This window comes from Azonexus sp. GW821-FHT04F04 (assembly GCF_059420025.1).
Genome location: NZ_JBWKSX010000003.1, coordinates 388364 through 410132 on the forward strand (window position 1 = coordinate 388364; position 21769 = coordinate 410132).

General features: G+C 60.0%; 23 protein-coding genes and 1 tRNA gene. 20 read left to right on the forward strand and 4 right to left on the reverse strand.

Annotated elements, in window-relative coordinates:
- The first annotated feature begins 28 nt into the window (after positions 1–28).
- Positions 29–119 (forward strand) — tRNA-Ser (locus AC07TV_RS09185).
- A 136-nt stretch (positions 120–255) separates the two neighbouring features.
- On the opposite strand, the gene AC07TV_RS09190 is transcribed toward AC07TV_RS09185, so the two are convergent.
- From AC07TV_RS09190 to AC07TV_RS09200, 3 genes are all read right to left on the reverse strand, one after another.
- Positions 256–987, reverse strand: a complete 732-nt coding sequence (locus AC07TV_RS09190; RefSeq protein WP_494648092.1) for a S1 family peptidase — start codon at positions 985–987, stop codon at positions 256–258.
- 236 nt (positions 988–1223) lie between these two features.
- A complete protein-coding gene (locus AC07TV_RS09195; RefSeq protein WP_494648093.1) occupies positions 1224–1763 on the reverse strand; it encodes an antibiotic biosynthesis monooxygenase in 540 nt (179 codons plus the stop codon).
- The gene (locus tag AC07TV_RS09200; RefSeq protein WP_494648094.1) at positions 1760–3433 is read right to left on the reverse strand and encodes a sigma 54-interacting transcriptional regulator; all 1674 of its coding nucleotides are present in this window, start codon (positions 3431–3433) and stop codon (positions 1760–1762) included. Before AC07TV_RS09200 ends, AC07TV_RS09195 begins: the two co-directional genes overlap by 4 nt.
- Positions 3434–3878: 445 nt before the next feature.
- Between AC07TV_RS09200 and AC07TV_RS09205 the strand changes: the two genes are divergently transcribed.
- The 7 genes from AC07TV_RS09205 to AC07TV_RS09235 all read left to right on the forward strand — a co-directional run bounded on the left by AC07TV_RS09205 (position 3879) and on the right by AC07TV_RS09235 (position 8881).
- Positions 3879–4154, forward strand: coding sequence for a phenol hydroxylase subunit (locus AC07TV_RS09205; RefSeq protein WP_310494516.1), 276 nt, complete (start codon positions 3879–3881; stop codon positions 4152–4154).
- A 35-nt stretch (positions 4155–4189) separates the two neighbouring features.
- Positions 4190–5179 (forward strand): aromatic/alkene monooxygenase hydroxylase subunit beta, encoded by a 990-nt coding sequence (locus tag AC07TV_RS09210; RefSeq protein ID WP_494648095.1) that lies wholly within the window; start codon positions 4190–4192, stop codon positions 5177–5179.
- Positions 5180–5187: 8 nt separating this feature from the next.
- The gene (locus AC07TV_RS09215; RefSeq protein WP_494648096.1) at positions 5188–5457 is read left to right on the forward strand and encodes an MmoB/DmpM family protein; all 270 of its coding nucleotides are present in this window, start codon (positions 5188–5190) and stop codon (positions 5455–5457) included.
- 14 nt (positions 5458–5471) lie between these two features.
- Entirely contained in the window at positions 5472–7025 is a 1554-nt protein-coding gene (locus AC07TV_RS09220) for an aromatic/alkene/methane monooxygenase hydroxylase/oxygenase subunit alpha (protein ID WP_494648097.1), read from the forward strand.
- 62 nt (positions 7026–7087) lie between these two features.
- A complete protein-coding gene (locus tag AC07TV_RS09225; protein ID WP_226404582.1) occupies positions 7088–7447 on the forward strand; it encodes a phenol hydroxylase subunit P4 in 360 nt (119 codons plus the stop codon).
- A gap of 12 nt (positions 7448–7459) precedes the next feature.
- The gene (locus tag AC07TV_RS09230) at positions 7460–8521 is read left to right on the forward strand and encodes an NADH:ubiquinone reductase (Na(+)-transporting) subunit F (protein ID WP_494648098.1); all 1062 of its coding nucleotides are present in this window, start codon (positions 7460–7462) and stop codon (positions 8519–8521) included.
- 18 nt (positions 8522–8539) lie between these two features.
- A complete protein-coding gene (locus AC07TV_RS09235) occupies positions 8540–8881 on the forward strand; it encodes a 2Fe-2S iron-sulfur cluster binding domain-containing protein (RefSeq protein ID WP_494648099.1) in 342 nt (113 codons plus the stop codon).
- 92 nt (positions 8882–8973) lie between these two features.
- Here AC07TV_RS09235 and AC07TV_RS09240 read toward each other — a convergent pair whose 3' ends face one another.
- A complete protein-coding gene (locus AC07TV_RS09240) occupies positions 8974–9687 on the reverse strand; it encodes a GntR family transcriptional regulator (RefSeq protein WP_494648100.1) in 714 nt (237 codons plus the stop codon).
- 186 nt (positions 9688–9873) lie between these two features.
- Here AC07TV_RS09240 and AC07TV_RS09245 point away from each other — a divergent pair, with 186 nt between their 5' ends.
- The 12 genes from AC07TV_RS09245 to AC07TV_RS09300 all read left to right on the forward strand — a co-directional run bounded on the left by AC07TV_RS09245 (position 9874) and on the right by AC07TV_RS09300 (position 21747).
- Positions 9874–10800 (forward strand): catechol 2,3-dioxygenase, encoded by a 927-nt coding sequence (locus tag AC07TV_RS09245; protein ID WP_494648101.1) that lies wholly within the window; start codon positions 9874–9876, stop codon positions 10798–10800.
- Positions 10800–11222, forward strand: coding sequence for a GlcG/HbpS family heme-binding protein (locus AC07TV_RS09250; protein ID WP_494648102.1), 423 nt, complete (start codon positions 10800–10802; stop codon positions 11220–11222). The genes AC07TV_RS09245 and AC07TV_RS09250 overlap by 1 nt, the downstream gene beginning before the upstream one ends.
- 30 nt (positions 11223–11252) lie before the next feature.
- On the forward strand, positions 11253–12707 hold the full coding sequence (locus AC07TV_RS09255) for a 2-hydroxymuconic semialdehyde dehydrogenase (RefSeq protein WP_494648103.1): 1455 nt from the start codon (positions 11253–11255) through the stop codon (positions 12705–12707).
- A gap of 12 nt (positions 12708–12719) precedes the next feature.
- Positions 12720–13544, forward strand: a complete 825-nt coding sequence (locus AC07TV_RS09260) for an alpha/beta fold hydrolase (RefSeq protein WP_494648104.1) — start codon at positions 12720–12722, stop codon at positions 13542–13544.
- A 12-nt stretch (positions 13545–13556) separates the two neighbouring features.
- Entirely contained in the window at positions 13557–14339 is a 783-nt protein-coding gene (gene dmpE, locus AC07TV_RS09265; RefSeq protein ID WP_494648105.1) for a 2-oxopent-4-enoate hydratase, read from the forward strand.
- Positions 14340–14353: 14 nt separating this feature from the next.
- Entirely contained in the window at positions 14354–15148 is a 795-nt protein-coding gene (locus AC07TV_RS09270) for an SDR family NAD(P)-dependent oxidoreductase (protein WP_494648106.1), read from the forward strand.
- A 24-nt stretch (positions 15149–15172) separates the two neighbouring features.
- On the forward strand, positions 15173–16087 hold the full coding sequence (locus AC07TV_RS09275; protein WP_494648107.1) for an acetaldehyde dehydrogenase (acetylating): 915 nt from the start codon (positions 15173–15175) through the stop codon (positions 16085–16087).
- A gap of 18 nt (positions 16088–16105) precedes the next feature.
- A complete protein-coding gene (dmpG, locus tag AC07TV_RS09280; protein WP_494648108.1) occupies positions 16106–17137 on the forward strand; it encodes a 4-hydroxy-2-oxovalerate aldolase in 1032 nt (343 codons plus the stop codon).
- Entirely contained in the window at positions 17134–17922 is a 789-nt protein-coding gene (dmpH, locus tag AC07TV_RS09285; RefSeq protein WP_494648109.1) for a 2-oxo-3-hexenedioate decarboxylase, read from the forward strand. The genes dmpG and dmpH overlap by 4 nt, the downstream gene beginning before the upstream one ends.
- A 9-nt stretch (positions 17923–17931) precedes the next feature.
- Complete coding sequence (gene thmT, locus AC07TV_RS09290; protein ID WP_226404599.1) at positions 17932–18123, forward strand: 2-hydroxymuconate tautomerase; 192 nt, start codon at positions 17932–17934, stop codon at positions 18121–18123.
- Between the two features lie 256 nt (positions 18124–18379).
- A complete protein-coding gene (locus tag AC07TV_RS09295; protein ID WP_494648110.1) occupies positions 18380–19336 on the forward strand; it encodes a WD40/YVTN/BNR-like repeat-containing protein in 957 nt (318 codons plus the stop codon).
- A 20-nt stretch (positions 19337–19356) separates the two neighbouring features.
- Positions 19357–21747 (forward strand): efflux RND transporter permease subunit, encoded by a 2391-nt coding sequence (locus AC07TV_RS09300; protein WP_494648111.1) that lies wholly within the window; start codon positions 19357–19359, stop codon positions 21745–21747.
- Positions 21748–21769 lie beyond the last annotated feature (22 nt).

Genomic DNA, 21769 nt, shown 5'->3' on the forward strand with positions numbered 1-21769 from the left:
GCCTCTTCTGCTACAATGCGCGGCTTCCGGAGGGGTGGATGAGTGGTTTAAGTCGCACGCCTGGAAAGCGTGTGTAGGGTAATCCCCTACCGCGGGTTCGAATCCCGCCTCCTCCGCCAAGAACACCAGCAACCACGGCCCTTTCGGGCCGTTTTTGTTTTTTGCTTCCAATCAGCAGGTTGCCGAATAAATTTTGAATTTCGACAGCCTGGCGAAGCTGGTGCAGGTTGGAAGAGATTTGCCGATCCCCGTATGTTACTGCTCCGTCAGCTTGAGCAGGATGTCGGCGTACCAGGCTCCGTTCAGTCCCAATGCCTCATCCTCTTTGAGGTCGCGGTCGCCGACATCGAAGCGGGCTGAATGGATGCCGAGCAGCATCCAGGGCAGATCGCCGTGGGTCGGCAGCTTTTCGGCGATGCGCATGACCACCGGTGCGCCGCTGCTGCCGCGATGGGTGCGGGCGTCAGTCAGAAAGAAACCTTCCCCCTGAAAACGCAGGCCGAATGACGAGGCGATGATGGCGTGGCGGACGACCGGCGTGTGATGCAGTGCGTCGTGAAAGCCAAGCGGGAAACCGACGATGAGCAATGACGAGCCAACCTCGACCTGATCCAGGCTGCTCAGCAGGTGCTGTGGGCTGAAGGCACGATAGACAGCCGTCTTGGGCAAGGCCTTGCGGTTGATTTCGATAACGGCGACGTCAATGTCCCCTGCGGTATCAAGCCCGTGGCGCCAGAGGCTCTTCCCGTCGCGGTAGAGCGGAATCGAAAATCCCGTGGATTCGGCGATGTTGGCCGCATTGGTGTGCAACTCGATCTCGATGCGGGTCGGGTAGTGCTTGATGGATTTGCTGAACAGTACATGGCGGCTGGTTACCAGAAACAACCGTTGGTCGCGCTCGAAGAAAAAGCCGCTGGCATTGGTCAGCAGCACTTTCTCATTGAAAGTCGAGATGCGGGCGGCGGCGAGTAGAAGCGGTTCGATCATGGGTCTGGGCGCTCGCTAGGAGGTTCAACATGTGGCCGCTTAACGGCAGGTTTTCCGTGCGCTGCAGCAGGCTTGTGAGAACGCATTGCGGAGCTGGCTCCAGTGTAGCCCATGCACTCCTCATTTATGTGGCCCGCGAATGGCGTCTGGGCGACCTGCCGCCGCATCGATCGAAGCCATGGCCGTTTCCACGGTCAACCCGAAAAAACGGCCAAAAACGAAATGTCAAAGGCCGCTTATTTTTTCACCAGCCACCACGACATCCAGCGCGATAGGCGTGGCATCACGAGGTAAGACATCGCCAGCGCGACCAGAGCAGTAAAAACGGCGGTTCTGAGCAGGAAAGGCCAGCTGGCGAGGAGCGGCGAGACCAGCCAGAGCAGGAGCGCAACGGTGGGAAAGATACCCATCCAGCTGACGAAGGTCATTCGCCATTTTGCTGGCGGGCGGCTGGCCGGAATGATGGTTGGCGCAAACCAGGCGTCGAGGCCGGTGAGCAGGCGGTATTCGGGATCGCCCTCGGCGACGGCGCGCAATCGTTCACGCCAGAGGGCGCGCTGGGGCGAGGCGTTCCAGCGTTCGAGGTCGGCTTCCGTGGCGAAGCGCTGGACAATCTGGTATTCGCCGCCGGCGCTTTCCGGCGGGATGAGCTGGGCCGCGAGATAGCCCGGAAACTGGCTGGCATCGGCGAACATGGCGCGGATCAACGCCTCGTAGGCTTCCTCGCAGCCCGGCTTGGCCTTGCGGCGGACGATACGAACCAGTGGTTCACTCATGGTGTATTGCGTTTCAGTCGGTATTGCAGTTGCGGGCGGGTAATACCGAGAACGCGGGCGGCGCCAGCCAGATTGCCGTCGGCACGCTTGACGGCTTCGGTCAGCAGTTCCTCTTCGAGCTGTTCGAGTGACATTCCGCTCGAAATGATCGAGTCAAGCAGGCTGGAACTGCATTTTTTTGCTTTGCCCTGTTCCAGAGATCCCGAGGCGGAAATGGCGGATTCCCAGGATTTCGCTTCGCTGACGTGGGTGAACAGGTGCTCGAGTTCGATCCAGCCGCCTTGCGGGGCAAGGATGACGCCGCGCTCGATCATGTTTTCCAGCTCCCGGACATTGCCAGGCCACGGGTAACCTTTCATCGCCTGCAGCGTCTTGTCGGTGACGCCGAGCAGGCGTTTTTCATGCAGCGTCGAGAAGCGGCCGAGCATCGCTTCGACCAAAGGCTGAATGTCGGCGACGCGCTCGCGTAGCGGCGGAATGGTGACCGGATAGACGTTCAGACGATAGTAGAGGTCGGAGCGGAAACGGCCTTCCTTGACGGCATTGGCCAGGTCGACATTGGTCGCCGCGACCAGGCGGATATTGACCTTGCGCGTCCGGTCGTCGCCCAGACGTTCGATTTCGCCTTCCTGCAACACGCGCAGCAATTTTGCCTGGGCGGCCAGCGGCAATTCGCCGATTTCGTCGAGGAACAGCGTGCCGCCATCGGCCCGTTCGAACTTGCCCATGCGCGAGCTTTGGGCGCCCGTGAACGCCCCTTTTTCGACGCCGAACAGTTCGGATTCGATGAGGTCGTGGGGCAGGGCGGCGCAGTTGATGGCGACGAAGGGGCCTTGCCGGCGGGAGCTTTCCTGATGCAGGGCGCGGGCAAAGCGTTCCTTGCCGACGCCGGTTTCGCCAAGAAGCAGGACCGTGACCGAGGTGCGCGAGGCTTTGGAAACGAGTTCCTGGGCTTGCTTGAAACCGTTCGAGATACCGACCAGTTGCGGTGTTTGCACGTTTTGCGTGATCGTCGTGCGGAGATACTCGACCTGGGTGCGCAACTCCAGCAAGTGGTTGAGCATGGGGTCGGACTGGAAGTAACTGGCGTGTTCTTCGGCATCCTCCCATTCCTCGAGCGGCTTGCCGACGATCCGGCAGTGGTTGTCACCGCAGGCGACGCACTCGACTTCCTTGAACAGGATGAACTTGCCGACAAAGGCCGAGGTGTAACCCGAGGCGTAACCGATTTGCGACCAGCAGACCGGCTCGCTCGAACGACCGAATTCCTTCATGTGGACGTCCTGCTCCCAGGAGTTTTCCCAGAGGAATTCACCCTCGAAATTTCCGGTTTCAATGTCCATTTTGAGGTTGACCGGAGTAACCCGGACGATGCCTTCGAGCATGTGCAATTGGGGCCCGGTGAAGAAGGCGTCCTGCAGCGACTGGTGGGCACGAATCCGTTTGGCCAGCTCGGCGTCGCGGATACCCGAGGCGTAGCCCATGCGGGTCAGGATGCGTCGGGTCTGCTCCTTGCCGACAGAGTCGACCAGCTCCTTGCGCAGCGTGCCGAGTGCCGCCGTGTGCATGAGGATCATCCGGTTTTCACCGAGCCAGATGGTGCCGTCGTTTTCGCAAAACTTGACCAGATTTCTCAGGTCGTTGGATTCGGGGTACTGAATCGTCGTCATCTTGTCTCTCTGCCGTTCAATGCCGGAGGGCTTTGCTCGGCATTATTTTTTGTGTCAGCAAGGCCGTTTGGTGGCATTGGCTGGGTACTGAATGTTCAACGAATATCACAACATGGAATTCTCGAGATTATTTCATGGTTTTGAGATTCTGTGGCGATTCGCTTTCTGCCTATTACCTTCGTCAAGTATAGGCGGTGTGCGTCCCATGGTTGATACACGGTGACAAATCAGCCCTCGGATCGGTCGATTATTTGGCTTGATGCAATTGATCAATTGATTAACTGACGGTGAATCGATTGATCAAAACATAATTTGTTGCGGCCGTGACTGACGCTCGGTTTTTCAGTTCTCCCATAAAAACAGTGTCTTGCGGTTCTGGCACGCTCCTTGAGTAAGAGAAAGCCTCGACGCATCGCTGATCGCGTCGTTTCCAGGAGAAAGCAGCATGGGGCAAGAAGACATTGTTCAAGCGGGAATTACCTTCGATCCGACCCGTCGTTACGTTCGCGTTTGCGAGCAGCGGCCGGACGGTTTCATCGAATTCGAATTCGCCATTGGCGATCCGGCGCTCTGTGTCGAGTTGATGCTGCCGGAATCCGCATTTCATGAGTTCTGCCTGGCCAATGCCGTCATCGTTCTTGATCCGGCCACGCCTGGTCAGGGCGATTGGGCGGCACGTTTGAATTCGGCGTCGCAGCAGCAAATATCCGACGCCGGCTAACCATCCCGATAGAGGGAATATAAGAGGAGACATCTATGGAAATTGATCTGCGTACAGTCGCCATCAAGCCGTTGCGACACACCTTCGATCACATCGTTCGCCGCTTTGGCGACAAGCCGGCCAGCCGCTATCAGGAAGGCACCTACGATATCCAGCAAACGGATATTTTCCATTACCGCCCGATGTGGGAACCTGAGCTGCAGCTGTTCGACAAGCGCCGCACCAAGGTTCAGATGAAGGACTGGTACGCGCTCAAAGACCCGCGCCAGTTCTACTACGGCGCCTGGACGATTGCCCGTTCGCGCCAACAGGACGCCGCTGAGTCGAGCTTCGACATGATCGAAGAGCGCGGTCTGGCCGACATCATTCCGGAAGAGATCAAGCAGACAGCCCTGGCAGTTCTGGTTCCGCTGCGCCACGTCGAGTGGGGCGGCAACATGGGCAATTCCTATATTTCCGCCTACGGCTACGGCACGGCGATTACCCAGCCCTGCCTCTACCACGCCATGGATCACCTGGCCGTGGCCCAATACCTGACCCGTATCGGTCTGGTCCTTGACGGCCCGGAAGCGCTCGATACCGCCAAGGATGCCTGGATGGATGGTGCGATGTGGCAGCCGATGCGCCAGCACGTCGAAAACGTCCTGGTCGTGAGCGACTGGTTTGAAATCTTCGTCGCTCAGAACCTTGTACTCGAAGGCCTGACCTATCCGCTGATTTACGACTACCTCGACGGCGATTTCTCGGCCAATGGCGGCACGGTCATTTCGATGATGACCCGCTTCATGGGCGAGTGGTCTACCGAAACGGCCAAGTGGGTCGATGCCCAGATCAAGGTGGCAGCTGCCGAGTCGCCCGAAAACAAGGCCCTGATCAGCGACTGGGTCAAACAGTACCGCCCGCTGGTGCTCGCCGCGCTGGCGCCGATCGCCCAGCGCGCCTTTGGTGACCAGGCCGAAACGGTGCTCGCCGAAGTGACCACCCAGTTCAACGCTCGCTGCACCAAAGCCGGCCTCTCCGTCTAGGAATCCTTATGTCCAAAGTATTTATCGCTTTTCAACTGAATGAAGACACCCGCCCGATCATCGAGGCTGTGCTGGCCGACAACCCGCATGCCGTGGCCAACGAATCGCCGGCCATGGTCAAGATCGACGCCGAAGGCGAACTGATCATCAAGCGCGAATCGATTGAAGAACTGATCGGCCGCGATTTTGATCTGCAGGAACTGCAGATCAATCTCATCACCATTTCCGGGCATCTGGACGAAGACGACGACCAGTTCAAGCTGTCCTGGTTGAACTGATTAAGGAGACGAACATGGATATGAACGTTAAAAAGAAGAAGCTGGGCCTCAAGGAAAAATACGCCCACATGACCCGCGGTCTCGACTGGCAGACCAGCTACCAGCCGATGGACAAGGTCTTCCCGCAGGCGACCTTCGAAGGCATCAAGATTCACGACTGGGACAAGTGGGAAGACCCGTTCCGCCTGACCATGGATGCCTACTGGAAATACCAGGCTGAAAAAGAGCGCAAGCTTTACGCCGTGCTCGACGCCTTTGCCCAGAACAACGGTCACCTTGGCATCACCGATGCGCGTTACCTCAACGCGGTCAAATTGTTCCTGACCGGTATTTCGCCGCTTGAATATGTCGCGCACCGTGGTTTCGCTGCCGCCGGCCGCAACTTCCCTGGCGTTGGCCCGCGCGTCGCCTGCCTGATGCAGTCTGTCGATGAAATCCGCCATGCCCAGACGCAGATTCACGCCATCTCGAACTACAACAAACACTACGACGGCTTCCATGACTTCAAGCACATGCTTGAGCGCGTCTGGTATCTCTCGGTGCCCAAGTCCTTCTTCGACGATGCCTTCAGCGCCGGCCCCTTCGAGTGGATGATCGCTATCGGTTTCAGCTTCGAATACGTGCTGACCAACCTGCTCTTCGTGCCCTTCATGTCCGGTGCCGCCTACAACGGCGACATGGCGACGGTGACCTTCGGTTTCTCGGCGCAATCCGACGAAGCCCGTCACATGACGCTGGGTCTCGAGTGCATCAAGTTCATGCTTGAACAGGATCCGGACAATCTGCCGATCGTCCAGAAGTGGATCGACAAGTGGGCCTGGCGTGGCATCCGCGTGCTGTCGCTGGTCGGCATGATGATGGACTACATGCTGCCGAAGCGCGTCATGAGCTGGAAGGAAGCCTGGGAAATCTATTTCGAGCAGAACGGTGGCGCCCTGTTCGCCGACCTGGCCCGCTACGGCATCAAGGTGCCGGATTGCCTGACCCAGTGTTCGGAAGACAAGGAACACATCTCCCACCAAACCTGGGCGACCTTCTACCAGTACGGTGGCGCTGCCGCCTTTCACACCTGGATGCCGAACGACGAGGAAATGGACTGGCTGTCGGCCAAGTACCCGAACACCTTCGACAAGTACTACCGCGCCCGCTTCACCTACTGGCGCGACGAGGCCGAAAAGGGCAACCGTTTCTACACCAACACGTTGCCCATGCTTTGCCAGGTCTGCCAGATCCCGATGCTGTTTACCGAGCCGGGTGATCCGACCAAGATCTGCTATCGCGAATCCGAGTACGAGGGCGAGAAGTACCACACCTGTTCGGACGGCTGTAAGCACATCTTCGACGATGAGCCGGAGAAGTACGTCCAGGCTTGGTTGCCGGTGCACCAGATTTATCAGGGCAACTGCTTCCCGGAAGGTACCGACCCGACCGCCGAGGGCTTCGACCCGCTGGCTGCCGTGCTCGACTGGTACCACTTCAACAATGGCCACGACAACCTCGATTTCGAGGGCTCGCGTGACCAGGCCAACTTTGCCGCCTGGCGCGGCATGGCTACCAAAAACACCTGATCGTTCTAGATGAAGGGAGGGCGGCGATGACCGTTGCCTTCCCTGATAAAAAGGAGACAAACATGGCTGTACAAGCTCTGAAGGAATACAAATTTCCCCCCGCCGACGCGCTGGAGAAGTTCCATGGCGCCCAGTTGCTCTACGTTGGTTGGGACGACCACCTGATGTTCTGTGCCCCGTTCGCCTATTGCCTGCCGCCGAACACCCCGTTCAGCGACCTGTGCCAGAAGTTCATGGCGCATTCCTTCGGCTATCACCCGGATTGGAAGAGTGTCGACTTCAGCAAGGTCACCTGGCTGAAATCCGGCCAGCCGTGGCAGCCGGACATGAGCAAGACGCTGGCCGAGCTGGGGCTCAAGCACAAAGACATGCTGCGCTTCCAGACGCCGGGCCTCAAGGGCATCAACGGCAGCTGTTCCTGAGCCGGGGGCGTCATGAGTTACGAACTGACCATTGAGCCGCTCGGCCAGACCATCGAAGTCGAGGATGGCCAAACCATTCTCGACGCCGCCTTGCGCGCCGGCATTTACCTGCCGCATGCCTGCTGTCACGGCCTCTGTGCCACCTGCAAGGTGCAGGTGCTGGACGGCGAGATCGATCACGGTGAAGCCTCGACGTTTGCCTTGATGGATTTCGAGCGGGAGGAGGGCAAGACGCTGGCCTGCTGCTGCCGGCTGGAGTCCGATACGGTCATCGAAGCCGAGATCGAGGAAGATCCCGATTCGCGCAACCTGCCGGTACAGGACTACGAAGGCGAAGTGGTCAGGATCGAAAACCTGACACCGACCATACGCGGCATCTGGCTCAAGCTGGATCGTCCGATGGACTTCCAGGCCGGGCAGTACATCAATCTCGAGGTTCCGGCGATTGATGGGCAATCACGGGCATTTTCGCTGGCCAATTCGCCGCAGAGCGGCGATGTTGTCGAGTTGAACGTGCGCATTGTGCCGGGCGGCCAGGTCACGACCTGGCTGCACGAGAACCTGGAAGTCGGCGAGAAGCTCAAGCTGAGCGGACCTTACGGCCGTTTCTTCGTGAAGAAATCGGCCAATCTGCCACTGATCTTCATGGCCGGTGGCTCGGGTCTGTCCAGCCCGAAATCGATGATCGAGGATTTGCTGGCTGAGGGCTTCGATCTGCCGATGACGCTGGTGTACGGTCAGCGCAGTCGTGAAGAGCTGTATTACGACGCCGAGTTCCGGGCATTGGCCGAGAAGCATGCCAACTTCACGTATGTCCCGGCCTTGTCCAGCGAGCCGGAAGGTTCTGACTGGACCGGTGCCCGCGGCTTCGTACATGAGGCGGCCAAGGCGCACTTCAATAACGATTTCCGTGGCCATAAAGCCTACCTGTGCGGTCCGCCGGCGATGATCGAAGCCTGTATCAGCACGCTGATGCAGGGCCGGCTGTTCGAGCGCGACATCTACATGGAGAAGTTCTTCTCCGCGGCGGATGCCTCCCAGCAACTGAAGAGTCCCTTGTTCAAGAACATCTGAACGGGCCGGGAGCAGTCAATGATCTATTTCACCGTGCTGATCGAGGAAACCGGCGAGAGCTTCCGTTGTTCGCCGAACGAGTCCCTGCTCGTCGGGATGGAGCGCCTCGGCAAGAAGGGTATTCCGGTCGGTTGTCGTGGCGGTGGTTGTGGCGTCTGCAAGGTCGAAATCACGGCCGGCACTTACCTCAAACGAGTGATGAGCCGCGAGTACGTCAGTGTTGAAGACGAGGCGGCGGATCGCGTGCTGGCCTGCCGGGTTCGGCCGACCAGTGACATCTCGCTCAAAGTACTGGGGAAAATGGCCAAGAACGTTTGTCGACCGCAGCTTCAGGCGGAGCCGACGACGCTCACGGCTTAGGCAGCGGCTGACATCGGCCGGATGGTCGGTGTCAGCGGCTTGCTACGGTCAACCGGAAAAAACGGCCAATATTGAAATGTGGCCAGCAGCGTTCAGGCCGCCAGCTTTTCGTTCAGCTGGTCTTTCGGAATCTGCTCGATGGAACGGAAGGTGAGCAGGATGTGTTCGCCGAGGATCGCGGTGGCCTTGTCGGCATCGCGGGCCATGGCAGCCTGCATGAGGGCTTCATGCTCGGCATGGATGTCACGCGGAATCGGCTTCAGGTAGAGCGACAGGCGGCGATAGCGTTCGGCCTGCTGATAGAGGATGGAGAGGAAATGCTTGAGCCAGCGCGAAGGACAAGCCGAAATCAGCACCTCATGGAAGATGCGGTTGCGCTCCTCCCACTCTTCCCGGTCATCGCTGCCGATGCGCTTTTCCTCGGCCTTGGTGAGACGGTGGAAGGCAGCGAGCAGGTCACCTTCCCAGGCATCGTCGCCCATGGTGATCGACTGGCGCAGGGCCTCGCATTCGAGCATGACACGGGTTTGGGTGATGTCTCCGAAGTCTTCGAGGGACACCGGCGCGACGCGGAAGCCGCGCTGGCCCTGGCTGACGACGAGGGCGTCGGAAATGAGCAGGGAAAGCGCTTCACGCAAGGTGCCGGCGCCGACGCCGTAGTCATCCTTGAGGTGCTCGACGCGGAGTTTTTCACCGGGAGCGAGATGGCCTTCGATGATGTCTCGGCGCAGGGCGCGGTAAGCGGATTCGACCAGTGTTTTCGGTTCGGCCATGAGGCTGTCGCCGGTGGATGTGTTGTTAGCCATGTTTTTGGGCTCGGTTCATTGGTTTGACCAGATGGTGAAATTCTACCCTGATAGAGATAATTTTCAGGGTTTTTAAAAATCTCGAGAAAAAGTGTTGACATCGAGATTCGTTGTAAATATCGTAATGGTAAATCGATTGCGCAGATTTTTGTGTGACTGAAATACTCAAAAAACAGGAGAAGACAAATGGCAATGACTGGTGTTTTACGTCCGGGGCACGCTCAGATACGCGTGCTCGACATTGAAGAAAGCGTTGATTTCTATTCGAAGGTGCTGGGCTTGGTCGAAACCGGTCGTGATGCCCAGGGCCGTGTTTATTTCAAGACCTGGGAAGAGCGCGATCACAACAGCGTGATCCTGCGTCAGGCCGACTCGGCCGGTATCGACTTCTTCGCCTTCAAGGTCGATAGCGATGCCACGCTGGCCAAGCTCGAGAAGGATCTGAACGCCTACGGCGTCGCCACCAAGCGCATTGCCGCCGGCGAGCTGCTCGAAACCGGTGAGCGCGTCCGTTTCACGCTGCCGACCGGCCACGAGATCGAGCTGTATTCGCAAAAGACGGCCATCGGCAACGAGATGGGCGAACTGAATCCCGAAGCCTGGTGTGCCGCCGCTGAAAAGGGTATCGCCCCGATCCGCCTCGACCACTGCCTGCTCTACGGTCCGGACATCGAAAAAGCCCAGGCCATCTTCCAGGACGTACTTGGCTTCTACCTCGTCGAACACATCGCCCTCGACGACAACCAGGATCTGGCGATCTGGCTGTCGTGCTCGACTAAGGCGCATGACATCGCCTTCGTTCGCCATCCGGAGCCGGGCAAGCTGCACCACGTTTCCTTCCTGCTCGAAACCTGGGAACAGGTCCTGCGCGCCGCCGACCTGATGTCGATGAACCGCGTCTCCATCGACATCGGCCCGACGCGTCACGGTGTGACCCGCGGCACGACGATTTACGCCTTCGACCCCAACGGCAATCGTTTCGAAACCTTCTGCGGCGGCAACTATGCCTACCCCGATCAGAAGGCGACGAAGTGGACCATGGATGAAGTGGGTGCCGCCGTGTTCTATCACGACCGCAAACTGAATGACCGCTTCCTGAGCGTGGTGACCTGATGCAGGTTGCCGCCACGATCCCGGGGATTTCGGCCGAGGCGGCTGCGGCCGCCTGCTCAGCAGCCGTGGCCCACGCCGCGGCCAACGGCTGGAAGATCAACGTCGCCGTGGTTGATCGTGGCGGCAATCTGATGGCTTTCCTGCGCATGCCCGGCGCCTTCATCCACTCGATCGATATCGCCATCGACAAGGCCTACACCTCGGCCAGCTTCGGCTTTCCGACCAAGGCCTGGATGGGTGCCATCGGCCACGATGAAGGCATGAAGCTGGGCTTTTCGGCCCAGCCGCGGCTCATCGTTTTTGGCGGCGGCCTGCCGGTTGGTTCAGGTGACTGGCTTGGCGGCATCGGTGTTTCCGGTGCTTCCGAAGCGCAGGACGAAGAATGTGCTCGGGCCGGCCTGGCGGCCATCGGTCTGGCTTAAGAACAGCAAACAAAAAAGGAAAACAAGGGAATGAAGCAGATCCTGAATTTCATCAACGGCGAATTCGTCGCGACGGGCAAGCAGTTCGAGAAGCGCACGCCGCTCGATAACTCGATCATCGGCATGGTGCACGAAGCTGGCAAGGCTGAAGTTGATGCCGCAGTCCAGGCCGCGCACGATGCCCTGAAGGGGCCGTGGGGCAAGATGACCGTGGTCGAACGCACCGATATTCTGAACAAGGTGGCCGATGAGATCAGCCGCCGCTTCGACGAGTTCCTCGAAGCCGAATGCGCCGATACCGGCAAGCCGAAAAGCCTCGCCTCGCACATCGATATTCCGCGCGGTGCGGCCAACTTCAAGATCTTCGCTGACGTCATCAAGAATGCGCCGACCGAGTTCTTCGAAATGGCCACGCCGGACGGGAAGGGCGCGCTGAACTACGCGATCCGTCGTCCGGTCGGCGTCGTCGGCGTCGTCTGTCCGTGGAACCTGCCGCTGCTGCTCATGACCTGGAAGGTCGGCCCGGCGCTGGCCTGCGGCAATACGGTCGTCGTCAAACCATCGGAAGAAACGCCGTCGACCGCCACGCTGCTCGGTGAAGTCATGAATGCCTGCGGTGTGCCGAAGGGCGTCTACAACGTCGTGCATGGTTTCGGCCCGAATTCGGCCGGCGAATTCCTGACCACCAATCAGGGCGTCAATGCCATCACCTTCACCGGCGAAACGCGTACCGGCGAGATCATCAACAAGGCTGCAGCGCATGGCTCACGTCCGGTGTCGCTCGAAATGGGCGGCAAGAATCCGGGCATCGTCTTTGCCGACTGCGACATGGATGTCGCCATCGAAGCGACGATTCGTTCCTGCTTTGCCAACTGCGGCCAGGTTTGTCTGGGCACCGAGCGGGTCTATGTCGAACGCCCGATCTTCGACGAGTTCGTCGCCCGCCTCAAGGCCGGAGCCGAGAAACTCAAGCTCGGCGTACCGAGCGACCCGGCTACCAACATGGGGCCGCTGGTCAGCCAGGAACATCGCGACAAGGTGCTGTCCTATTACAAGAAGGCCGTCGACGAAGGTGCCACCGTCGTCACCGGCGGCGGTATTCCCGCCATGCCGGGCGAGTTGGCCAACGGCGCCTGGGTTCAGCCGACGATCTGGACCGGTCTCGACGACAACGCCACGGTGGTTCGCGAGGAAATCTTCGGGCCGTGCACGACGGTCATGCCTTTCGACAGCGAAGACGAAGTCATCGCCCGCGCCAACAACACGACCTACGGTCTGGCCGCCTCGGTGTTCACGCAGAACATCAACCGCGCCCACCGCGTCGCCGCGCAGATGGAAGTAGGCCTGGTCTGGGTCAACAGTTGGTTCCTGCGCGACCTGCGCACGCCGTTCGGTGGTGCCAAGCAGTCGGGTATCGGCCGCGAAGGTGGCGTGCATTCGCTTGAGTTCTATACCGAACTCAAGAACGTCTGCATCAAGCTGTAAGGCGAAGTGACCGTGTCCGCAAGCTCTCCCGAAATCGGCCAGCGAATCGTCGCCGGCGGCATCGAAACCAACTACCACGATGTCGGTAGCGGGGCGCCGGTGCTGCTCATCCACGGTTCCGGGCCGGGCGTGACGGCGTGGGCCAACTGGCGTCTGGTCTTGCCGGAGCTGGCCGAGACCTGCCGGGCGATTGCGCCGGACATGGTTGGCTTCGGCTACACCGAGCGGCCTGCCGACATTCAGTACAGCACTGACGGCTGGGTCGATCACGCCATCGGCCTGCTCGATGCGCTGGGTATCGAAAAGACCGACCTGATCGGCAATTCATTCGGCGGCGCCATCGCCCTGGCCTTGGCCATCCGCCACCCGCAGCGCGTGCGCCGGTTGGTGTTGATGGGCAGCGTTGGCGTACCGTTTGAGATCACGCCAGAACTCGATGCAGTCTGGGGCTACGAGCCGTCGCTGGCGGCAATGCGCGGCCTGCTCGACATCTTCGCGCATGACCGCAGCCTGGTTAACGACGAACTGGCCGAGTTGCGCTATCAGGCCAGCATTCGACCGGGCTTTCAGGAGTCGTTTTCGGCCATGTTCCCGGCTCCGCGTCAGCGCTGGGTCGATGCCATGGCCCGTGCCGAGGCGGACATCCGGGCGATCCAGCACAAGACGCTGGTCATCCATGGCCGTGACGACCGGGTCATTCCGCTGAGCAATTCGATCACGCTGAACAGCTGGATCGACGACTCGCAACTGCATGTTTTCGGCCGCTGCGGGCATTGGGTCCAGATCGAACACAACCGCGAATTCAACCAGCTGGTCAGCAATTTCCTGGCCGAATAAAGAGAAAGCATCATGGAACAATCGCAAATAACCCAACTCGGCGACGAACTCTACGAAGCCCTGGTTGCCGGCAAGACGGTCAGCCCGCTGACCTCGCGCGGCTTCGACATCACCATCGAGGACGCCTACCACATCCAGCAGCAGATGCTGTCGCGCCGCCTGGCCAAGGGCGAGCGCGTCATCGGCAAGAAGATCGGCGTCACCAGCAAGCCGGTCATGAACCTGCTCGGCGTGCATCAGCCTGACTTCGGCTACCTGCTCGACGGCATGGTCTACAACGAAGGCGAATCGATCGAAATGAGCTCGCTGATCCAGCCGAAGGCCGAAGGTGAAATCGCCTTCCTGCTCAAGAAGGATCTGCAGGGCCCGGGCGTGACCGCCGCCGATGTGCTGGCTGCCACCGAAGGCGTCATGGCCTGCTTCGAGATCGTCGATTCGCGCATCACCGACTGGAAGATCAAGATCCAGGACACCGTCGCCGACAACGCCTCCTGCGGTGTCTTCGTGCTCGGTGACCAGCTGGTCGACATCAGCAACATCGACCTCGGCCTGTGCGGCATGGTCCTCGAAAAGAACGGCGAAATCGTCGTCACCGGTGCTGGTGCCGCGACCATGGGCCACCCGGTCAATGCCATGGTCTGGCTGGCCAATACGCTGGGCAAGCTGGGCATTGCCCTCAAGGCTGGCGACATCGTGCTATCCGGTGCGATGGGCGCCATGGTCCCGGTGGTCAAGGGCGACAACCTGCGCATGACCATCGGCGGCCTCGGCGGCTGTTCGGTGCGTTTCGTCTAAGCCGATCGCTCGAAATGGATCTCCAGATACATTCCAAAATTGCCCTTATTTCCGGGTCGACCGTGGGAATCGGCTTTGCTATTGCCACGGAGCTGGCGCGTGAAGGCGCCCGGGTCGTAATTAACGGCCGCAGCCAGAAAAGCGTCGATGCGGCGGTTGCCCGGCTGCGTTCGCTGGTCGCCGGCGCCGAAGTGCAGGGCGTCGCGGCTGACCTGGCCACGGCGGAAGGTTGCCAGCTTCTGTTCGACGCCTGCCCGCAGGCCGACATCCTGGTTAACAACCTCGGCATCTTCGATCCAGTCCCGTTCGACGCCATTCCCGATTCCGAATGGCAACGCTTCTTCGACGTCAATGTGATGAGCGGTGTTCGTCTGGCCCGCCATTACCTGCCGGCCATGAAGGCGGCCAACTGGGGACGCATCGTCTTCATCTCCAGCGAATCCGGCATCAATACGCCGGGCGAGATGGTGCATTACGGAATGACCAAGTCGGCCCAGCTGGCGGTGTCGCGCGGTCTGGCCCAGAGTTGCGCCGGCACCGGCGTCACGGTCAATGCCGTGCTGCCCGGTCCGACCCGCTCCGAAGGCGTCGGCGAGTTCTTCGCCAAGCTGGCCGCCGAGGCTGGCATCAGCCTCGATGAAATGGAGCGCCGCTTCTTCGCCGAGGGGCGTCCGACCTCAATTATCAAACGCATGATCGATCCGGCCGAAGTGGCTGCGCTGGTCGCCTACGTGTGCAGCGCGAGAGCGGCTGCGACGACGGGTGCCGCGCTGCGCGTCGAAGGCGGGATCGTTTCCACCATTTGCTGAACCACGATCAATAAGGAAATATTGATGACCCAAAAAATCAAATGCGCCCTGATCGGCCCGGGCAACATCGGGACCGACCTGCTATACAAACTCAAGCGCAGCCCCTACCTCGACCCCGTCTGGATGATCGGCATCGACCCGGAATCCGAAGGCCTCAAGCGTGCCGCCGAGATGGGCCTGAAGACCTGCGCCACCGGTGTCGACGGCTTCCTGCCCCACGTCCTCGAAGACAACGTCCAGATCGCCTTCGACGCCACCTCGGCCTACGTTCACGCCGAGAACAGCCGCAAGCTCAACGCGCTCGGTGTCCTGATGATCGACCTGACACCCGCCGCCATCGGCCCGTTCTGCGTGCCGCCGGTCAACCTCAAGGAACACGTCGGTCGCCGTGAAATGAACGTCAACATGGTCACCTGCGGTGGCCAGGCCACCATCCCGATGGTCGCCGCCGTTTCCCGCGTTCAACCGGTGGCCTACGGCGAAATCGTCGCCACGGTTTCTTCCAAGAGCGCCGGCCCCGGCACCCGCAAGAACATCGACGAATTCACCCGGACCACCGCCGGTGCCGTCGAAAAGGTCGGCGGCGCCAAGAAGGGCAAGGCCATCATCATCATCAACCCGGCCGAACCCCCGCTTGTCATGCGCGACACGGTTCACTGCCTGACCGAAACCGCTCCGGACCAGGCCAAGATCACCGAATCCATCCACGCCATGATCAAGGAAGTCCAGAAGTACGTCCCGGGCTACCGCCTGGTCAACGGCCCGGTCTTCGACGGCAACCGCGTCTCCGTCTACATGGAAGTCACCGGCCTCGGCGACTTTCTGCCGACCTACGCCGGCAACCTCGACATCATGACCGCCGCCGGTGCACGCACCGCCGAGATGTTCGCCGAAGAAATGATCAAGGGCACGCTCAAGCTTGAGCCGGTCGTTGCCTAAGGAACTGGAGAAAAGAAAATGAGTTTGCGCGGCAAAAAAGTAACCGTCCACGACATGACCCTGCGGGATGGCATGCATCCCAAGCGTCACCTGATGACCCTCGACCAGATGATCAGCATCGCCACCGGCCTCGATGAAGCCGGCGTGCCGCTGATCGAAGTCACCCACGGCGACGGCCTCGGTGGTTCCTCGGTCAACTACGGCTTCCCGGCCCACACGGATGAGGAATACCTCGGCGCCGTCATCCCCAGGATGAAGAAGGCCAAGGTCTCGGCCCTGCTGTTGCCCGGCATCGGCACCGTCGATCACCTCAAGATGGCGCGTGACCTCGGCGTCAACACCATCCGCGTCGCCACCCACTGTACCGAAGCCGACGTTTCCGAACAGCACATCACCATGGCCCGCAAGCTGGAGATGGACACCGTCGGCTTCCTCATGATGGCCCACATGAACAGCGCCGAAGGCCTGGTCAAGCAAGCCAAGCTCATGGAAGGCTACGGCGCCAACTGCATCTACGTTACCGACTCGGCCGGTCATCTGCTGCCGGAAGGCGTCAAGGAACGCCTGTCTGCCGTGCGTGCGGCATTGAAGCCGGAAACCGAACTCGGCTTCCACGGCCACCACAATCTGGCCATGGGCGTCGCCAACTCCATCGCCGCCATTGAAGTCGGGGCCAACCGCGTCGATGCGGCCGCCGCTGGCCTCGGTGCCGGTGCCGGCAATACGCCGATGGAGGTGCTGATCGCCGTGTGCAGCCTGATGGGCATCGAGACCGGAGTCGATGTCGCGAAGATTACCGACGTCGCCGAAGACCTGGTCGTGCCGATGATGGACTTCCCGATTCGCATCGACCGCGATGCATTGACGCTCGGCTATGCCGGCGTCTATGGCTCCTTCCTGTTGTTTGCCAAGCGTGCTTCCGTCAAGTACGGCGTACCGGCTCGCGACATCCTGGTCGAATTAGGCCGGCGCGGCATGGTGGGCGGCCAGGAAGACATGATTGAAGACACCGCCATGAGCATGGCACGCGAACGGGGATTGATGGCATGAAACTGAATCAGCAAACGATTGGCCAACTGGCCGAACTGCTCGAAAACGCCGAGCTGCAGGCGCACGACGTTGTCAAGATCACCGATGCCCATCCGGAAATGGATTGGGACGATGCCTACGCCATCCAGAACGAAATCCTCCGCCGCAAGCTGGCCCGCGGCAATCGCGTCGTCGGTCTGAAAGCCGGTCTGACCTCGCACGCCAAGATGAAGCAGATGGGTGTTGAAACGCCGTGTTTCGGCTTCCTGGTCGATTACTTCAGCGTCGCCGATGGCGGCGAGATCAAGATCGATCAACTGATCCACCCGAAGGTCGAGCCGGAGATCGTCTTCGTCCTGAAGAAAGCCCTGAAAGGCCCGGGTTGCCACATCGGCGCCGTGCTCGCGGCGACCGATTTCATCATGCCGGGCATCGAGATCATCGATTCGCGCTACCGCGATTTCAAATTCGACCTGAAGAGCGTCATCGCTGACAACTGTTCGTCGTCGCGCTTTGTCCTCGGCGGTCAGATGACGCCGGTCGCCGGTCTCGATCTGCGCACGCTGGGTGTGGTCATGGAAAAGAACGGCGAACCCGTCGCCATTGGCGCCGGTGCTGCCGTGCTCGGCCATCCGGCAGCGGCGATTGCCATGCTGGCCAACCATCTCGGGGCGCGTGGCGAAGAAATCCCGGCCGGCACGATGATCCTGTCCGGCGGTGTGACCGAGGCTGTTGCGGTCAACGCCGGCGATCATGTCAATTTGCGTATCCAGTCGCTGGGTGGCGTCAGCTGCCGTTTCGTTTAAGGAGACACCATGCCGTTCGCACAAATCTATCTGATCGAAGGACGAACCGAAGAGCAGAAGAGGGCGGTCATCGAAAAGGTCAGCGCCGCCCTGGTCGAAGCACTCGGCGCACCGATTGAAAACGTCCGTGTCTGGATCCACGACGTGCCCAAGGCGCAATGGGGAATCGGCGGCAAGACGGCCAAAGATCTCGGGCGCTGAAAACGGCGTCCTTGGTGCGGGAAGCTCCTTCCTGCACCAAGGAACCCTCTCGAATCAAACGCTCGCATGTCGGTTTTCCAATGCGGAACAATCCATACCTTGGTGGTATTTAACATCGTGTTAATTGGTATTGGACGGTATTGGCGAGGGCAATGCATAGTCTGAATGAGCCGAAGTCTCAACGGCTGTTTCAACGAAATACGACTGAAAAAGTGCCAGCAAAAGGCACGGATAACTGGAGGAGTAGATGGGCTGGGTGAAGAAAATCTCGTGGCTGCCATTCGGCACCACCATTGCCTGCGGAGTGCTTTCCGCTTGCTCGCAAGGACCGGACATGTCCGGGATTGCAGCGGAGCGTGAGCGTTCGGTGCATCGCTATGACATCAGTCAGGCTATGGCCAGCAATGGCAAGGTGGTCGTGGCTGGTACGCAAAGCGGTGTCGTCCTGACCTCGGAAGATCAGGGCAAGAGCTGGAAGCGGACGTCGCTTGGCAATACTTCCCTGGTTGATATGACCGTCTGTGGCGATCAGGGCTTCGTCGCTATCGATCATTACCACAAGGTGTGGTCGGCCGATACCGACGGCAAGAACTGGAAATCGCTTCCCCTCGACCTGCCGCGTACGCCATTGGCGGTAACTTGCGACAAGCAGGGCGGCTGGTGGGTCGTTGGCGTCAACGCGGTCATTGCCGGTAGTGCCGATCAGGGCAAGACCTGGAAAACCACCGAACTGGGGGAAGACACGCAGATCACGACCATCCAGTTCCTCGACGAAAAAAATGGCATTGCCCTCGGCGAGTTCGGCCTGACGGTGATGACCGATGATGGCGGTGCCACCTGGAAAAAAGGCCCGAAGATGCCGGGCGAGTTCTATCCCTACGCGGCGCTGTTTGCCAATGGCAAAGAGGGCTGGGTGAGCGGCCTGGCCGGGCAGATCCTGCACACCACCGACGGTGGCAAGTTCTGGGTCAAGCAGGCCAATACAACGCAGGCCACGCTAAATCGCCTGTTCATGCACGAAGGCCAGCCCTTTGGCGTTGGTGCCGGTGGCGTCATTGCTCGCCTCGAAGGCGATAGCTGGCGCGCCGTGCCGTATACCGACCCCGTGCCGGTCTTCCTGGGTGGCGGCGCTTCCCTGCCGGGCCAATCGGCCATCGTGATTGGCGGCCCCGGTGGGCTGCTCCGTGCTGTCAGCACGCACGCCAAACAATAAGCCAGGGAGATATCAACACCATGGTTGCAAAAACACGTCATGCCATTACTCATGCCCTGCACAAGGGCGAGGAATGGATTTTCCGCAATCCGAAGATTGTGCTGTCGCTCGTCCTGGCCGTCACCATCCTGTTCAGCATGGCTTTACCCAGCCTGCGCGTCTTTACGGACTTTGCCGATCTGCTGCCGCAGAACCACAGCTACATCAAGGTCTATAACCGCCTGAAGGAAAACTTTGGCGGCGCCAACATGATCGTCATGTCGGTCGAAGTCGACAAGGGCACCATCTTCAACGATGAAACCCTGCAACTCATTCACGAAGCGACGCAAGGCGTCGACAACCTGCCGAGCGTCAACCACAACCTCGTCAGCAGCTTGACGCACCGCACCGCGCGCAAGGTATTCCTCGACGATCAAGGCGGTTTCGCTTCCGAGTCCTACTACGACCCGCTCAAGCCGAAGCGTACGGTGGCCGAACTCGAGCAGTTGCGCAACGACGTCATCGCCAACCCGACCATCTACGGCCTGCTTGTTTCGCCGGACATGAAGGCGGCGCTGATCAAGGCCCAGATGAACGAGGGTTCGATCGACTACCCGACTACTTTTGCTGCCTTGCAGAAGGTCCGCGAAACGCTGGCCCGTCCAGGTCATCAGATATACGTCACGGGCAACCCGGTACTGACCGGCTGGGTCTATACCTATCTCAACCAGATTGTCGAGATCATGATGTGGACGCTGCTCCTGCTGTCCGCGCTGCTGATTCTCTACTTCCGTCGGTTTTATGGCGTCGCGCTGCCGCTCCTCGGGATCGCGCTGTCGTCAATCTGGGGCCTCGGTTTCATGGCGGCGATGGGCATCAACCTCGAGCCGCTGTCGCTGCCGATTCCCTTCCTGATTGCTGCTCGCGCTACCTCACACGGCGTGCAACTGGTGGTGCGCTATTACGAAGAGCTGGCCATCGTCCATGACGGCAAGAAGGCGGCTCGCAACGCGCTGGATGCCTTGTTCCGCCCCGGTTCGCTGGCCATCATCGTCGATGCGGTGGGTATCGCTGTGCTCATGCTGGGTGCCGCGCCGTTCAACCACAAACTCGGTCTGGCCGCCGGTTTCTGGGGCTTCTCGGTGATCTTCACGGTGCACTTCATGGTCCCGCTGGCCCTGACCATCCTGCCGGCTCCGAAGAACCACCAGAACGGCAATGAAGGCATCCGTGCCTTCCTCGGCAAGGCCATGGCCATGACCGGCGGCACTGACGGCGGTGCTCGCTCGATCCTGATCCTGACCCTGATCGGTGCTATCGGCGGCACCTACTTCGTAAGCAAGGTACAACTCGGCGAATCGGAGCCAGGCTCGCCGCTGCTCCACCTGAGCCACGACTTCAATGTGTCGACCAAGGCCATCAACACGCGCTTCCCGGGTTCCGAGGAGCTGCACGTCGCGGCACGCACGGACGAGAAGGGCGGCATCAAGCGTCCTGATGTCATGGCGGCCATCGAGCGCTTCCAGGCACACATGCTGTCTGATCCGGCGCTGGGTGGCACCAAGGCCATGCCGGGCGTTCTGCGTGTGGTCAACAAACTGACCCACAACGACGACCCGCGCTGGATGCAGTTGCCCGATACGGCTGATGAAATCGGCGGCCTGATGTTCGCCTACATGGCCTCCAGCCCGATCCCCGGTGCCTTGAAGGAATTCGTCACCTCCGACGAAAACGAAGCCAACATGGTCTTCTACTACAAGGACCACCAGGCCGAAACGATCAACCGCATCGTCGCGCTGGCCGAGGAAGGGATCAAGAAGATTGAGGCCGAGGTTCCTGGTCTCCACATCGAACTGGGCGGCGGCATCATTGGCGTCACGGCAGCCGGCAATCAGGCCTTGCATACCGACCACATGATCATCATTCCGGCGGTCATGCTGCTCGCCTTCTTCATCGTGATGATCTATTACAGCTCGCTGCACGCCGGCTGGCTGATGGTCTTGCCGATGTTGTTCTCGACCTTGATGACCTATGCCTACATGGGGGCGCTCAATATCGGGATCAGCGTCAATACCGTACCGGTCATTGCCGTCGGCGTTGGCGTCGGCATCGATTACGCCGTTTATTTCATGGACCGCATCCGCGAAGAGTATGCCGTGATGCGCGACATGAAAAAGGCCGTCATCACAGCCGTTGCCACCACCGGCTACGCCGTGAGCTTCACGGCCGTCACGCTGATTGCCGGCGTCGTGATGTGGATCTTCATGTCCGATCTGCGCTTCCAGTCCGACGCCGCGATCCTTCTTTCTTTCATGCTCATCGTCAACGCGATCGCTGCCGTACTGATCGTGCCGTCATGGTGCGTCGTCTTCAAACCGAAGTTTGTGACGGCAGTGCATTACGACGAAGACGGTGTTCTGGAAAACGACTAACAACACTCCGGAAGACCGGGGG